General features: G+C 46.6%; 10 protein-coding genes and 2 pseudogenes. 2 read left to right on the top strand and 10 right to left on the bottom strand.

Annotation, left to right across the window (positions count from 1 at the left end; all coding sequences use genetic code 11):
• Positions 1-12: 12 nt before the first annotated feature.
• The 5 genes from AB4Z29_RS05260 to AB4Z29_RS05280 all read right to left on the bottom strand — a co-directional run bounded on the left by AB4Z29_RS05260 (position 13) and on the right by AB4Z29_RS05280 (position 10,136).
• A complete protein-coding gene (locus AB4Z29_RS05260; RefSeq protein ID WP_441942050.1) occupies positions 13-5,610 on the bottom strand; it encodes a sugar-binding protein in 5,598 nt (1,865 codons plus the stop codon).
• Between the two features lie 72 nt (positions 5,611-5,682).
• A complete protein-coding gene (locus tag AB4Z29_RS05265) occupies positions 5,683-6,702 on the bottom strand; it encodes an SGNH/GDSL hydrolase family protein (protein WP_441942051.1) in 1,020 nt (339 codons plus the stop codon).
• Between the two features lie 115 nt (positions 6,703-6,817).
• Positions 6,818-8,371, bottom strand: a complete 1,554-nt coding sequence (locus tag AB4Z29_RS05270; protein ID WP_441942052.1) for an extracellular solute-binding protein — start codon at positions 8,369-8,371, stop codon at positions 6,818-6,820.
• Between the two features lie 50 nt (positions 8,372-8,421).
• Positions 8,422-9,282, bottom strand: coding sequence for a carbohydrate ABC transporter permease (locus AB4Z29_RS05275; protein ID WP_441942053.1), 861 nt, complete (start codon positions 9,280-9,282; stop codon positions 8,422-8,424).
• Positions 9,276-10,136 carry an ABC transporter permease gene (locus AB4Z29_RS05280; RefSeq protein WP_441942399.1) on the bottom strand — a complete coding sequence of 287 codons (861 nt, stop codon included), beginning with the start codon at positions 10,134-10,136 and terminating at the stop codon, positions 9,276-9,278. The genes AB4Z29_RS05275 and AB4Z29_RS05280 overlap by 7 nt, the downstream gene beginning before the upstream one ends.
• A gap of 350 nt (positions 10,137-10,486) precedes the next feature.
• Between AB4Z29_RS05280 and AB4Z29_RS05285 the strand changes: the two genes are divergently transcribed.
• Complete coding sequence (locus AB4Z29_RS05285; RefSeq protein ID WP_441942054.1) at positions 10,487-11,512, top strand: SGNH/GDSL hydrolase family protein; 1,026 nt, start codon at positions 10,487-10,489, stop codon at positions 11,510-11,512.
• An 82-nt stretch (positions 11,513-11,594) separates the two neighbouring features.
• On the opposite strand, the gene AB4Z29_RS05290 is transcribed toward AB4Z29_RS05285, so the two are convergent.
• Both AB4Z29_RS05290 and AB4Z29_RS05295 read right to left on the bottom strand, forming a co-directional pair.
• Entirely contained in the window at positions 11,595-13,061 is a 1,467-nt protein-coding gene (locus AB4Z29_RS05290) for a sialate O-acetylesterase (protein ID WP_441942055.1), read from the bottom strand.
• 157 nt (positions 13,062-13,218) lie between these two features.
• Positions 13,219-13,774, bottom strand: a pseudogene (locus tag AB4Z29_RS05295) (FAD-dependent oxidoreductase); the annotation flags it as partial.
• A gap of 232 nt (positions 13,775-14,006) precedes the next feature.
• On the opposite strand from AB4Z29_RS05295, the gene AB4Z29_RS05300 reads away from it, so the two are divergent.
• On the top strand, positions 14,007-14,282 hold the full coding sequence (locus tag AB4Z29_RS05300; protein WP_441942056.1) for a hypothetical protein: 276 nt from the start codon (positions 14,007-14,009) through the stop codon (positions 14,280-14,282).
• Here the strand turns inward: AB4Z29_RS05300 and AB4Z29_RS05305 are convergent.
• The 3 genes and pseudogenes from AB4Z29_RS05305 to AB4Z29_RS05315 form a co-directional block, all read right to left on the bottom strand.
• The gene (locus tag AB4Z29_RS05305) at positions 14,277-14,540 is read right to left on the bottom strand and encodes a hypothetical protein (protein ID WP_441942057.1); all 264 of its coding nucleotides are present in this window, start codon (positions 14,538-14,540) and stop codon (positions 14,277-14,279) included. The two genes, AB4Z29_RS05300 and AB4Z29_RS05305, sit on opposite strands and share 6 nt — an antisense overlap.
• A 5-nt stretch (positions 14,541-14,545) precedes the next feature.
• Positions 14,546-15,247, bottom strand: a pseudogene (locus AB4Z29_RS05310) (DNA-methyltransferase).
• Between the two features lie 363 nt (positions 15,248-15,610).
• Positions 15,611-15,826, bottom strand: a complete 216-nt coding sequence (locus AB4Z29_RS05315) for a hypothetical protein (protein WP_441942058.1) — start codon at positions 15,824-15,826, stop codon at positions 15,611-15,613.
• Between the last annotated feature and the right edge of the window lie 112 nt (positions 15,827-15,938).

Genomic DNA, 15,938 nt, shown 5'->3' on the forward strand with positions numbered 1-15,938 from the left:
CTCTTTTCCTTCTCACATCTGGAAGACAACTACGGCATCTGTTCCGATGTTTTGCAGCTTCTGCATGCTCGTTCCTCCATAAGACATGCCGAACGTATACGAGCCAGTCAGCAATTCCTTGCTGATCTCTCCTCCGCTTGTATCTCCGATCGTCCGCCAGCTTCCAGCATAATAGCTCACATTGCCGCTGTCTAACGGGTTCCCTTGGCTATCCTTTAGCTGCATACTGACATTAATTGTCTGGAAGACAACTATAGCATCTGCTCCGGTATTTTGAAGCTTCTGTGTACTTGTTCCTTCATAAGTCATACTGAACGTATACGAGCCCGGCAGTAATTCCTTGCTGATTTCTCCTCCGCTTGTGTTTCCGATCGTCCGCCAGCTTCCAGCATAATAGCTCACATTACCGCTGTCTAACGGATTTCCTTGACTATCCTTTAGCTGCATACTGACATTAACCGTCTGAAAGACAATAACGGCATCTGTTTCGGTGTTTTGCACCTTCTGTATGCTCGTTCCTTCATAACTCATGGAGAAGGTGTAGCTCTTGTTCGCCAAAATTTTTCTTACTGTACCCGTATGATCAGTTATGCCAAAGTCTTTCCATCCTCCGTCATAATATGTGACAATACCGCCGCTCAGCGGGTTTCCGTTGCTGTCTTTGAGCTGAACCTTAGTGGCTGGATCTGTCGTCGTTTCGGAGGATAACTGCAGCTCCCCGAACGCAGACGTGTTACTCCAGTTGTCGACCGTTCCAGAMCATAACAACTGACTGCTCCTGTCAAATCCGTCGACTTCATCGTTATTGGCCACGTCGAATCCGATTGTCATGCCAGCAGATGGCGTAAGACCAAGCGAGCTCCATGGAATCGCCATCTCCACGCTATACCCTCCCGGGATCATAGCCCATGCATGCAGTACGCCATTCTTGAGACCTCTCACTTCGAATAAATCGTTGTCGTTCCAGCCTTTGATATACTGGCGATCATAGCTATCATAGAATGTGCCCTTATTGTTGTTGCCGTCTACATAGATCTCGACGGAATCGTCTAAGAACGTACTTACGGAGTTATTATACAGGTCATCGTCATTTACTTTGACTCCCACATATAAATAATCGTTATCCCACAGCACACCAAACTCGGCAGTATTATTTGGGGTACCGATTACGGTTTTGTTTACCTGCTTCTCCATGACCCATACTGCTTCGTCCAACGATCCGTCAACCGTAACGGTATCTAATGTCTTCTTAACTTGGAGTTGTGTGTAAGATACGTCCATCGTGACGGTAACCGCGTTACTCGCCTCAGAAGTATTGTTTTCCACATCCTTTGCCTTCACCGTAAACGTGTAGGATGTGCTTGGCATCAACCCGGTAACCGTATAGATTGTTGATGTTGCCGTTCCAGCTAACGTGTTACCGTTATAGATCTCGTATTCCTTAACGCCGACATTATCTGTCGATGCCGTCCAAGACAATGTCGCTGTCCGATCGGTATGTGATTGCACTGTCAGATTGGTAGGAATCGTTGGCGCTTGTGTATCCCCTATGGTTACAGATGATAACTCCAAATCCCCGAACATGGAGGTGTCTGTCCCGTTGCTGCCCGTTCCGGCCCACATCAGCTGTCCGTCACGGTCGCCGCCGTTGTCATCATTATTGACCGCCACATCGAAGCCAATGGACATGCCCGCAGTCGGAACAATGCCAAGCGAGCTCCATGGAATCGCTAATTCCACACTGTACCCATCTGGAATTGCATCCCATGCATGATTTACGCCTGTGGACAGACCGTTTTGTTCAAACAGTGTGCTGTCATTCCAGCCCTTAATAAACTGCCGATCATAGCTGTCGTAAGTTGTGCCTTTATTGTGATTAGCGTCGATGTAAATTTCAACTGAATCATCCAAATATACAGCAGCAGAATCATTATGAAGCTGGCTGTCGTTCACCTTCACTCCAACATACAAATATTCGTTATCCCATAACACGCCATAATCCGCAGTATGATTTGGAGAGCCATAAGTGGTCTTGCTCAGCGTCTTCGTCATCGTCCATACAGCTTCATTTAACATGCCGTCAATGGTGACTGTGGCTAGTGTTTTATTCGGTTTAATCAAGTAAGGGTCTGTCGTGACATGAAGTGGATTACTTGCTAGAGATACGTTCCCCGCCGCATCCTTGGCCTTAATGGTGAAGGTATAGGTGGTGCCTCCAGTGAGACCGGTTACGGTATAGGTTGTTGATGCTACTGTTCCAGCCAAAGTCGTGCCGTTGTATACTTCATACTCGGCTACGCCTACATTATCCGATGAGGCGCTCCATGACAAATCGACTGTCCTCTCACTCTTCGCAAGCGCTGTTAGATTACTCGGTATGATCGGAGACGCGAAGTCGCGATCATGAATGACTTTTACTTCGTCGAAATCCCCTCTTACTTTATAAGAAAATAAGCCCATTTTCCCCGCGGTGTGACTCGTGTCCTGAACCGTTAATTCTTTAACCCCATCAACATAAAAATCAAGGGTTTTATGATTTAATAAGGCTGTGAACGTGTAGGAAACATTCATGGACATGGCAAAACTCTTTTCAGCCAAGAGAGAATAGGTACCGTTTACATATTTGACAATCTGTATTTTACCTGCCCTGTAACGGAAAGAGTAGTGATTGCTCGGATCAACGTACCTCGCCACGATGCCAATAGCAGGATCGGAATCAGACGATGTCATTTTGATGCTCGCTTCCACGCTGTAATTGTCAGAGGTGCTGGCATCTACTGTGCTGTAAGCCATAGCCGCCTGCCAGGTCGATTGTTTATAAACCTTGGAGTGGCCCGCTGCTGCAACGGCCCAGGTTCCATTCTGTGTGGTCCATCCGTCAGCGATGCCGTCCTCGAAATTGTCGCTGAAGGCAAGCGTTCCCGGACCCGATAGGGTTGTCGCCACTAACGCGCTGCTGAGCGCAGACGTACTGCCTGCGGTATCCCTCGATTTGACGGTAAACGTATACGATGTACCTGGAAGAAGTCCCGTGACGGTAAATGTCGTTCCCGCTGTTGTCGTTCCCATAAACCTGGATCCGCTGTAAATATTATATCCAGCAACGTTGGTAAGATTGGCAGGCGGGCTCCAGCTCAAGCTAATGCTAGTTCCCGCAGCCGACTGCAATGACAAATTAGTCGGAGGCGAGAGAGGAGCCGCCGTTATAATATTAAGCGTATTGCTGGCCGCAGATTTGTTGTTCGCTCCGTCTTTCGCTTTTACGGTAAACGTATACGCTGTGCTTGGCGATAGACCCGTAGCTGTAAACGTCGTACTTGAAGTGGTGCTGCCAATTAAAGTGCTGCCCCTGTAAACCTCATATCCCGCTACTCCGGTGTTATCCATGGATGCTGTCCATGATAAGAGTAAGGTAGTGGCGGTTTGCGACGGAGATGATAAGTTCGTCGGCGCCGTCGGTGGTTCAGTATCAATCCCTTCACTCATCAAGGTTTCGCCATAGAACACGCCTGAGCCGCCAGTTCCGATGTAAACACGGCCCCATACCTGACGGTCACCTTCCATCGTATTCGCTAAATTGCTTGCAGATGGGTCAGGTACGTCAATCTTTACCCAATTGACACCGAAATCGTCGGAACGGAAGATCCCCGCAGTATTATCCACCGTACCATAGACGAAGACCGTCGGATGACTGTATCCAAGCCGATTTTTCCCGAACGCAAACAGCTTGGCTCGCTGCACGTTGGGCAGCTTCTCCCAACTGTCTCCTGAATCGCTGGAACGCATGAGCCCACCTGAATCAAGATTGACCCACACTTCGCCAGCCATACCTGGAGCCGCCTTCACGCTGTAGTAAGAGATCTCGGTTCCCAAGATGGTGGATGAAATAGCCCACGTGGCACCGCCGTCTGTACTGCGATGAAACTTCCCCGTCAAACGATCTAGGAGGTAAAATGTGTCGTTGTTTACCCTGTCAGATGCCAATGGCTGATACCAGGTCCAGAAGTCGTGGATTAAGTTTGCTGGCGCGCCTGTAGAGGGATTCCAGGTTTGTCCCCGATCAGTTGAATAGAATGGCGCGCCAACCTGCGGCAACCAGACGATTGTCTCACTCGCGGCAGACACTGCAACACGCCCATTCTTACCCGGTGGATTGACGAATGCTGTCCAGTTTACGCCGTTGTTGGTGGAATATCCTCCTCCTCCCGTTCCATACCAGCGAGTTCCGCCTACCCGAGCTATGAAATTCGGGTTACTTTCTTGGAAATCGATCGAGGTCGTATCGCCTAAGTCCGGGTTTGAGAAATTGACACTCGGAAAAGTGGTCAATGACGTATGGCGCATGCCGTCCATATCTGCATGTCCGCTTAACAGAGGAGCGCTGATTGGTGTGCTGCGCAGCGCGAACGTCACTAGCTCCTCATGACCCTGTTCGTATGTGTACCAATGTGATGGACTCGCCGTGATATCATCCGTTTTCCATGTGCCTACGAAATCGGTATACCATACCCGATTGGGGTTAACCGGATCGATCGTCAGGCTTGCTGTAAAGTTGGCAAATGAATTCCACCAAGGAACGTTCGGATGAGCAACAGTCATCACCCTGTCCCAATTTGCCCCCCCGTCCGTAGAACGATAAATCCAACCAGTAGGCGTATTCTGAACAGCGGCCATCACAATATTCGGGTTGGTCGGATGAACAGCAATGCCATTGTATAGGGCCACACTTGGCGGAGTTATATTCACCCATGCTCCACCAGCAAACTTGGAAACGCCCGAAGGAGTGCCTGAAGAAACATTCCCACTGTAGCTCACGTACAATGAACCATCGGAAGCGACAACTGCCCGATTCGGGTTCAGCGGACTTCCGCTCATCAGAGCCCATGTCTGCCCCCCGTTCGTGCTTTGGTACACGCCGCTGCCCCTCACGCCAACATAGATGGACTGTGTGGCATTCCCAGGAGTTCCTGTGTTCTTATCAAACACGACAAAGTTTAATCCATATGGAGCATTGCCGATGGCTGGAAAGGCGTCAACCCGCTCCCATGAATTTGGGCTGGCAGCGGTCGTGCTTTTCCACAGCCCGTCATAGCGTGATCCCATGAAAATAATATTCCCATCGTTTGGATCGACCGCGAGCCGTTCTCCCAAATCCCTGCCCGGCCCATTGGCAAATTGCTTTTTAGAGAATCCGGTTTTTGTCCAGGTAGCTCCCCTATCCGTAGATTTAAGAATATCCCACTTCGGCCATTCGAATGTGCCGGCCGCCACATAGACCACATCCGGGTCCGACGGATCAAGAGCGATGCTGTCAATCCCGTATAAGTTAGCATCTGGCTCTGTCAACCAATCCATGAGCGGGATCCACTTGTGATTGACCGGATCCCAGCGGTGAGCCCCCCCAACGTCGGTTCGGATATATACGAGATCCGGTTCCGTCGGATGGATGGCCATCCCCGTAACGAAACCTCCTCCGCCTATAGCGACGTTGTTCCATTTGTATGGCTCCGTTACTGCAGCGCTGGCGGATGGTGCAGACAAGACAAACAACAGCATCATAAGACCGACACCAATAAAGAGACGACTGGTAAGCGCTTTCAACATACTCATTACAAACCCTCCTGTTATTTAAAAAGTCTCAAGGCATTAACTAAGGCAAATGGGACCAGACTTTACTTGTTACTAGAGAAGCACCTTCATAAACGTTGCCAAATTCTCTCCGATTTCAATCATGCCATGGTCACCGGGGTGGAGTAGATCATGAGAAAGCCCGTAAGTAGACTTAAGCAGCTCTCGTCCATCTATATAATGAACATTCGACAGCACAGAATCTTCCGTAATGGACTGAAGTATAGCCCGATATTCATCCGCAGTCGCTGCCGGATTACGAGCTGGCCAACATAGACCAAGGTCATAGAATATAGGAAAAAGTCCAATGCAAACGATCGGTTTACTTGGATGTCGATCTGTTATCCTACGTACGAAATCACCTGCACGCTCTTCAAAGTGGGCTGCGGATACGCCTTGGTTCAGCATATTAGCCGAGACGCATAGCGAAGCGATATCCCAATCATCACAGTCCGCTATGTAGTCGGCAATCGCCGGCTCACAGTAGGCAGCTCCTGAAGCGCCGAGATTGATCACATCGGCATGCAATCGCCAGCCGACTTGTTTCACATAAGCTAGCGCTGGATGACTAGCAGCAATCCCTTGGGTAATAGAAGTGCCGTAGGCAAGGTAACGCAGTGACGGCAGCTCATCCTTGCGAGGTGGGCGTATACGATCACCTTCCACATGGATAAGGTGTATTTCTCCGCCTTGAAAGAGCAGTCTCCACACCTGCGGTGCAAAAGTACCAGCTGCGCGTCCGACCCGCTCCAATGGTAATAAGGCCGGTGACGGAACAGAGATCTCCAAAGTCGTCGGCTCCTTGCCAATGAGGTAGCTGCCAGCCGCGAAGTCTCCGAAATATAAATATGCACGTGTAGAATCACTGCAGCTAGACAAGGTTACTTTGACCGGTTTCCAGTCGTTGACGAAACGAATTTCACAGCATGCCGATTGCTTATATTCGGCTTGTGCTGCTTCTCTTACCTGTACGAGCACCTCCTTGGGTAAACGCTGCAGCAGCACACCAGCTTTGCCCGGTATGCTTACAACCTCAGCAACGTTATGCAGCTCTACGTTTTGGTAAATCATCATTTCCTCCTTTCCACATACAGCGCGATAAACCTCTCTCGAAGTCATTTGAAGCTGGAAGCAACTACGTTGATAGAGAGGTTTATTCGCCAAGCAGGGTGCAATAATAGATCGTATATTATTGAATGAAGCCGAGCTCCTTCATCTGCTTGCTAGCCTGATCCATAAATACTTGATAATTAAACTTGCTGTTTAAATCACCAGCCAAGCTGTCAAAGCTGTCAATCGGTTTTTTCCCATATACAATCTCCATAGACAAATCGCCAATATAGCGGTATGCGTCAGCGGCATTAAAGTCGCTTGGAAGATCTATGAAGCCGTTATACAGGTTCAGCCTGTTCAGCTTGGAGGCTTGATCAATGATAGGGGCTGCGTAGTCGAATTTTGTTGCAAGATATTCAGATTCGGGACGGCCCGTTATTTGATACAACCAGATATAGCCTGCTTCTGCAGCTCCAAGCTCAGATATCTTCACCTTACTGCCTTCGGTCGTAAAATGCTTATCCTTAATGCCGTACTGCACTAATTGAGAACCTTCTGGCGAAGAAACATAATTAAGAAGGTCGAATATTTTTTGCAGCTTTTCCTCATCCTTCTCGAGCGTCCTCGACAACGCGATCAGCCCGGATGTTGACCCTACATCGTAAGGACCTTCGATTTGACCAGCAGGACCTTTAATCGTCGGAACCATCATCCACTCTGCATTTGGATTGGCTGCTTTAACATTCTCGGCCCCTTCTTTACGGATAAATGCACCCCAATCTATGAAGACAATGCCAACCTGGCCTTTAATCCCTTTGTCTGAAGCAGCCGTACCTTTATTGCTGAATATTTCCGGATCTACAACACCAGCATCAAAAAACTTCTTAACTTCAGCAAGCGCTGCTTTCATATTTGGGTCCTGCGGAGAAGTGATCGATTTCCCATCCTTGATATAAACGCCAGTAGCCATATCCAGAGATGGAACGCCTAATGAACCAAAGACTGGAGCGAATGTTTGCCAACCAAGCCCGGAAATACCGAATGTATCCTTCTTGCCGTTTCCGTCCGGGTCCTCTTCCGTAAACGCTTTAGCCACTTTCAGAAGTTCTTCAGTTGTCGTTGGCACTTCAAGTTTTAGCTTCTCAAGCCAGTCTTTTCGAATATAATAAGAGGTTGTCATCAAGGCCTGTGTTTTAGCGATCGCAAACGTTTTGCCGTCAAAAACGCCTTTCTTAAAACTATCATCCCCGACCATCGTCTTTACTTCCCCTAATCGATCAAGGTAAGGCGTAAGATCAAGCAGCGCTCCTTTTTCCGCCAGCATCTGCAGCGTGGCGCGGCTGTCAAGCTCCATAATGTCTGGGTAATCGCCGGCAGCTATTCTAGTATTCAGCTGGCTTTTGAAATCATCCGGTGACGCTGGTGAAGTGAGTGTAATATCGACATTCAGTTTCTCGTCTAGCGCTTGCTTGATAAAGTCATTGCCTGCATCCGGCAGCTTGGTTCCCCAACCAACTTTCGTTATTTCGAGCTTTGTCGGTGCTTTCGGAGCTTCCGAGGTTTTGGTCGGTTCCTGGGATGCAGTCGGCGTACTATTATTGCCACTTTCGTTTTGTGCACATCCCCCTAACACAAGCGATAAAGATAAGATGCTGACGAAAGCGCTTAAAGTCCATTTTTGCTTTTTCATTTTCCGATTACCTCTTTCATTGTTTAGTATTAAAAATGGCTTCCTATCAATCAACCCTTGATTGCACCGATCAACATCCCTTTTGTAAAATGCTTCTGGACGAACGGGTACACAAGGATAATAGGCAGGCTTGCCGATATAACAGCTGCCATCTGCAGCGTTACAGTCGGTAGAGTCACGTCAGTCTGCTGACTCAAATTCGAGCTCTCGAGCAATAGATTGCGAACAATAACCTGAAGCGGATATAGCTCCTTGTTCGTAATATACAGAACCGCGGAGAAGAAATCATTCCAGTGCCCCACCATATAGAAAAGACTCACCGTCATGATAGAGGGTATCGACAAAGGAAGCACCAGCTTTATTAACGCCGTCGTTTCTCCCGCACCGTCTATCCGCGCGGAATCGTGCAGCTCCTCGGGCAAGCTCTCGAAGAAGCTTTTCATGATCAACAGGTTGAAGGTCCAGATTGCGCTAGGCACGATCATCGACCAAACGGTATTCATCAGTCCAGTATCTCGAACAACTAGATAAGTAGGAATAAGTCCGCCGCTGAACAACATCGTGAATACGACTATCATTAGAAAAAACGTACGGCCGCGGAGCTTTCTGCGGCTTAACGGATAAGCCATCAGGATCGTCAGCACCATGTTAATGAACGAGCCCACTACCGTTACAAACACGGTTACCCAGAATGCCTTAGGAATGACCGAGTCGGCGAACAACTCCTTGTAGGCATCGAAAGTAATAGACTTCGGAAAGAGAATAAATCCACCATTCTTTAATACTTCTGAATACGGCGTAAGCGAGATAGACAGTACATAGAGAAGAGGAAGAATAGCAGATATCGCCACCAATACTAGAACGACATAAATGAATAGATCGAATATTCGATCGGAACGGCCTCTTACCATATCGATCCCCCCCATATTTTAGCTACTCTATTCGCTATCAGGATAAGGATCATGCCAATCAACGATTTGAATAAACCAACGGCGGATGCCAAGCTGAAATTCATCTGTTGGAGCCCTGTTCGATACACCCATGTGTCGATAATATCAGCTACTTTATACACCTGCGTATTATACATGATATAGATTTGATCGAAGCTCCCTTCCATAATGTGACCGATCTTTAAAATGAGCAGGAGCACGATGGTCGTCTGAATACCGGGCAGTGTAATATGCCAGATCATTCGTAAGCGTCCTCCCCCATCCACCCGACAGGCTTCATAGAGCGTGTTGTCTATCGAGGCCATCGCCGCCATGTAGATAATGGCTCCCCATCCAATGTTTTGCCAGATATCACTTCCAACCAACAAGCTGCGAAACCAATCCGTTGAGGTAATGAATGGGATCGCTTTGAAGCCAGAATTGACAAGCAAATGATTCACAATGCCCGATGTCTCAGATAAAAGAGCAATTACGATTCCGTAAATGATGACCCATGACAGGAAGTGAGGCATATAGCTAATCGTTTGCACCCATTTTTTGAGCCATCGACTTCTACACTCGTTGAACAAAATAGCTAGAAAAATGGGAGGTAATGTTCCAAAGATCAACTTATATATACTGATCAAAAGGGTATTCCCCAAGATTTCGGTAAAATAAGGAGAATTGAAAAATTGCAGGAAATATTTGTTCCATGGATTACTCCAGGGACTGTTCCAAAGTCCACCCACAATGTCATAATCCTTGAATGCAATGATTAACCCATACATAGGCACATATTTATAAATCACATACCAGATCAAACCTGGCAACAACATCAAATACAAAGCTCGGCTCCGCCATATGTCCTTCCAAAGACGAAATCTCCGCTCAGCAGCAATGCTGCCTTTCAAGTTCGATACTTGTTCTTGAGTAGATACATTACTCATGTTGATCACCTCCTTCTACTTTATGTTAATAGCATAACGCGTTTACGAATTTCGCATAATCAATAAATCTCTGCATCATGTATCACAAAATTAGTTAAAAATGATCGTTTGAATATAAATGAAGTGTATTTATGCTCCTATTTTCTGTTCCTAAGGTCTTAATTTCACTAGCTTGACAAAGTAAGATTCTCAGCGTTAATGTCTATCCAAAAGGGATGACTCAAGGAGGCGGTAAGCTGATGTTGATGAAGAAGTTCGAGCTGTATAACGTACAAGCATTAGTAGCAACAGAAGGCGACAAGGGAATGAAGCTTAGCAGAGTACCAGAGGTTCTAAGATCAGCCTTAAATGAAAACGCACAACGGACCGCTTTCAATGGTTGCGGTGTGGAAATACGGTTTAATCTGCACAGTGAGAAAGCACGAGTCGTACTGCGGAAACTGCCTAACTCCGCTATCTCGCTGCACGGCGTTGCCGAGGTGTACCATGGCGGTTTTCAAGGATCGTATGATTTGTGTCCGCAGCATATCGGGCTATCAGATTCCGAAATTGTTGTGCATGCTTCTCCACAGCTATCTGAGCTCAGGCAGTTAACGCAGCGCTTCAATATTCCCTACGACCCGAGCTTAATCCGCATCCTACTGCCCTATGACTGCCCAACTCTGTTCATCAGCTTAGATGGAGACACTTCACCACCAAGACCGGACCAAGCTCCTTCTCGGAGAATGTTATCATACGGCTCCTCGATTACGCACGGCGGTGGTTCTGTCGCGCCTTCCGAAACTTACGCAATGAATACCGCCCGATTGCTGAAGATGGATCTCATCAATTTGGGCTTTGCCGGCAGCGCTCATATGGAGCCGGAGATGGCGGATTATATCGCCTCTCGTGATGATTGGGAAATAGCAACACTTGAGATGGGCATTAATGTGATCGGTATATGGTCTCCCGAGACATTCGCCGAACGTATCGATTATTTTATCGAGACAGTGGCGCATGCACATCCGCACCGCTGGATCTTCTGCATCGATATGTTTACCAATTACAATGATCTGGTATCGCCACAGAAAGCGGCAATCTTCCGAAATATCGTTCGCGATAAAGTAGCCTCACTGCATATGCCTCGAGTCATCTATCTCGACGGCACCCATTTGCTGCCCGGCTATCTAGGTCTCTCCGCCGATCTCGTTCATCCTTCTCCGTTCGGCATGCTGGACATCAGCCAAAGGCTGGTTACCGAAATTCAAAAGCATATCACAAAATAAAAAAGAGGCTTCCGAGCTCATTTATACAATGAGTTGAGAAGCCTCTTCCTTGATTTTATTAACTGACAACGATCTTAACTTATCATATTGTCCGAAACGGAGCAGCAGGCAGACCTTCAGCACTCATCAGGTTTGCATAGGTGACATTGGACCAGCCATATCGTACGAACCGAGGTATGCGGACTTTATCACTTCTGACCCTTACCGTATTCCCATGAATTTCCGCCTCTACAGGCAGGAACTCACCACTCTCACCAGCTGCTTCAAAACCGACTAATCGATTCCCTTCACGAATCAACAGTCCTGTTTCTGCATGATCAAAATGCAGAACAGCATGGCCATCCTCTATTCTGATCTCACGATAAACAGGCCCTGAGCTCTTAACCGCTCTGCCATATACTTTATCTAATGCCAGTAAAGCTAAACGCTCACCGACCGGCTTCTTATCCAGAGGATGAATATCTTCCGGCTCTCCACATTCCAAGATCACAGCCATTGCAGTGAATGGAACCCGATTGGCTGTTTGCTGCTGCGCCTCTCTAAGCAGCGGCCATTGTTCCCCCATAGGGTTATTATGATCAAAAATAGGCAGCTGCACGAATAGAAACGGAAGCTCGGGATCATCCCATTGTCTGCGCCAATCTAATATCAAGACCTCTAGCAATTTACTATACAAATCTGATCGATCGACATCAGCTTCGCCTTGATAATAAATCACACCTTTTATCGCAAAAGCGAACACCTTCCGCAGCATCGTTTCATATAACCCACAGGGACGCATAAAAGAATGAGGGCTTAATGGAGGCGGCCAAGGATACTGCCCAAGCTCTTCCCCCTTATATCCCGCTTCGCTCTTTCGATTATAATGGTCAACATCCTCGTCATACTTTCTGCTTACCTGCTCAAATTCCTGCCAATCAAAGCCTTCCATTTGTTCAGTAAACTCCTTGGTATAAATAGAAAGCTCTGCATCTGCCTCCAAAACTTCTTCCGCCACCCAGCAAGAAGCGGAGGTCCCTCCCCAATTGCAACCAATAATCCCGATCGGCACTTGCTCGGAGTCGATCAGTGCTCTCGCATAATAATAGGCGACCGCAGATATGTCCCCTGCCGTTTGTGGCGTGCATGTTTTCCACATGCTTGTCACTTGTATTCCCTCTTGCTCATAAGCTAGCTTCGGCACCGCATAGAAACGCAATAAAGGTACGTCCGCAGCAGCTATAGCTTGTTCAGCTTGATCACTACTACTCAAAGACCACTCCATATTCGATTGTCCGCCTGCCAACCAGACATCTCCAAATACAACATCCACCAGCTTAATGATGCTTTCAGCCGTTTCCACAATCAGCTCACAAGCTTCCCCAACACCCATAGCTGGAAACGCTACACTCCATTGGCCCTCATGTATCACAGCAAAACCGCTTACACCGCGACAAGTCACTGTCACTTTATCGCCATCTGTCCCTGTTCCCCAGACTAAAAATCGTTTATTCCGTTGGATAACCATATGATCATTAAAAATTGGATCGAGACTCAGCGGCTTATTCATAACCTATCACTCTCCCATATCTTTATTTAACCGATTCAACCATAGACTCTGATCTCGAAAACCTCTGCACGAGGACATCCATTCGTTGCCTCTATGCATAATTTTATTTGGTTAGTAGTAATCGCTTCTATGAGGTAATGCACTTTTTTTCGTTTGTGATTGGAATCGTCGTTTGCGTTATATCCTTGTCAAAGCTTGGCGGGATATATTTGACCGGCATGCCTGCATCCTTCGTATAAAACAGCAGCGTGCTGCCAAGCGTAATGTCATCCGCCACCTCCGGCGCCCAATCCTCGTTGTACTCATCCTTGGCTTCGCGGCCGATTCTGTATTTCGCTCCGGCAAGGAAACCAACAAGGCCATCGCCGGTACAATCGATATACATGCTGCTCTCGAAACGAATTTTACGCTCTGAGCCCATCATCCATCCTGTTACGCTTTGAATGACCCGGTCAAGCTCCGGTCCTTCCGCTTTCACCTCATGCACATCCGTGTTAAGGAATAAGCGAATATTTTCTTCTGCGCGAACGGTCTCCAGAACAACAAGATCCCATAAATAAGGATTCCCTTCGGGGTTTCGGTATTGGTTCTCGGTGAACATTTCACCCATGATGCCGGTTTCGCCCAAGACGGGCAGCAGAGACGGCGGCGCAAACATCGGCAAGCCCTCCGCCAATTACGGTAATATCAGATTTTATATGCTCGATTTTCATCTGGCTAAACCTCCACTACATCGATTTGACTTTATCTTAATATGGAGGCTAGTGATTTAACATGCACTACGCTATCATATAACCATATACTTTATTTCATCATGGAGGTGGATAAAAATGACAGTGCTCAGCTCCAGCCTTTATCCAATTCTTTCTCACAATATCTTCTGAGATAGCAAGTCCGAGTTTCAATTAAGTGTAAAATACCTATGATCTATGGGTGATGTTTGCCGTGGAGAGCGGGAGCTTCTCGTATCGAATAGCGGAAATAGAGGGAACAGCTCGAATGGGAGATGTGGTCGTCTGTCCGCCGGGCTTTCCCTTTCATCGCAGCGTGATTCATGCGTTATCGTTTCATTTTATCGGATTTTCACTTGACTCGGTTTCAAACGATGAATTCGGCTTGAATGCACGTGAACATACGGTCCAGCAGCAGCTGTCCGAATCCGTATACAAGATGGTCATTCAGCACCGGAATCGTCTGGCCGACAACTTGAATAGCCTATAGCAGCAATCGGGATATACCGAGGATCAGAATTTGTATTGGCAAAATCATATACTGAACGATATTTGGCAATTTTGCCGCCAGATGGAATCCTCCCCCGTCAATCTGGTGGATGAACTTACTGATCCACTTATTGAACAGGCCAAGGCCTTCATTCATCAGAATCGCTATCAGGATATAAGCATGCATAATCTTGCAGCTGAGCTCGGCATAAGTGCTGTACAGCTTAGCCGCAGGTTCCAGCGGAGCGTAGTCATCCAACTAGTTTATAGGTCCAGATTTATTAACAATTTTGTACTCTCTATTCGATCTATAGAAATCTCAAACCAATGGTGATCAATCTCAAAAGCCAGCCAAGACCGATATGTCATAATGGCAGCCACCTCAGCTACTCCGCTTCCTGCAAAAAAATCAACCATTAATTCATTTGGCTCGCTACTGTTCTCAATCATTTCTCTTAGTAATTTAACCGGTTTCTCCGTAGGATGTATTGTTTTGTTCCCATGGATACGTGGAACTCACCAAATATCAGGTTGTTTTCTAGTTGATATTTTTCTTATACGCTTGTCGCCTTTTACTGCAAAAATAATGAATTCATGTCGATAACGATACTGCCAGCCAAGTCCCATATGTTCTTTATCCCAAACGATACAATTCTTAATAATAAAGCCTGCATTTCGAAGCCACATAACCATATCTGCATACATACGCCAATCAATCCAAACATAAATATGACGTCCAGGCTTCAACACTCGATATGCTTGAAAGATCCATTGCATTGAAAAGCGCTTGTAATCTTCTGGTGATAATTTATCATTTTCTAAAATATCAAATCTTGGCTGTTTTGATTTTGTTTGCGTAGTCCCACCAAATCGCAAATTATAAGGTGGATCAGCAATTAATACATCTACTGAATTATCTGCTAAATGTTCCTTTGCGCCTTCAATACAGCTTTGGTTATATATCATCTTATTCCTCCTGGTGTAATTGCTTCTAATAAATAAATTCTACAACACAGTTCAGAACAAGTGTTCTCTTTTCTCGTAAAAGTTACAGGATTCCTCCTGTAACTCTCATTTTCCATGTATGCTTAAATCATTTATAATTGTTATTTGAAATGACCACCTATTTTCCTACTGCGATCTGAAGATTGGCCAGCTGGACCAGCGGAAGAAGCTCTTACTATTATAGAATCTCCATGTTTTTGTTTTAAGTTATATATCGGTTGTAACTCAGGAAATGATGCCCTTACCTTTGAAAATGAAGAAAATGTTAGTTTGCAAATTAAAAAAGGTGATGTAGCAAACGCTACATCATCTCGTTCTCCATTCCTACCAACCCTTATGAAATTCAAAAAACGACGTCCAGCTATCTTTAATTTGAATGGTGACGTCCGTTTCTTTCACCACACCGTTTGAATAGGTGGCTTTAAACGTAAAGATATAATCTCCATCCTTCAGCGACTCTAGCTTTACCTGCGCTTGCTTCGCACCAATGAATCCATTCCAAGCTTTTTGATCGGTGGATCCTAGGCTTGTGCTACCCATTCGCGCAGCTGTTACGTCGACCTTGGTTGCCTTTGTTGTGCTCGTGCCTGTATCGGTTGTTCTGGCCTTCAGATCGAAACGTTCACCGGCCCAGAATGTGGATGGACTTCGA

It is taken from the genome of Paenibacillus sp. 2TAB23, assembly GCF_052115165.1.
Lineage (GTDB): Bacteria > Bacillota > Bacilli > Paenibacillales > Paenibacillaceae > Pristimantibacillus.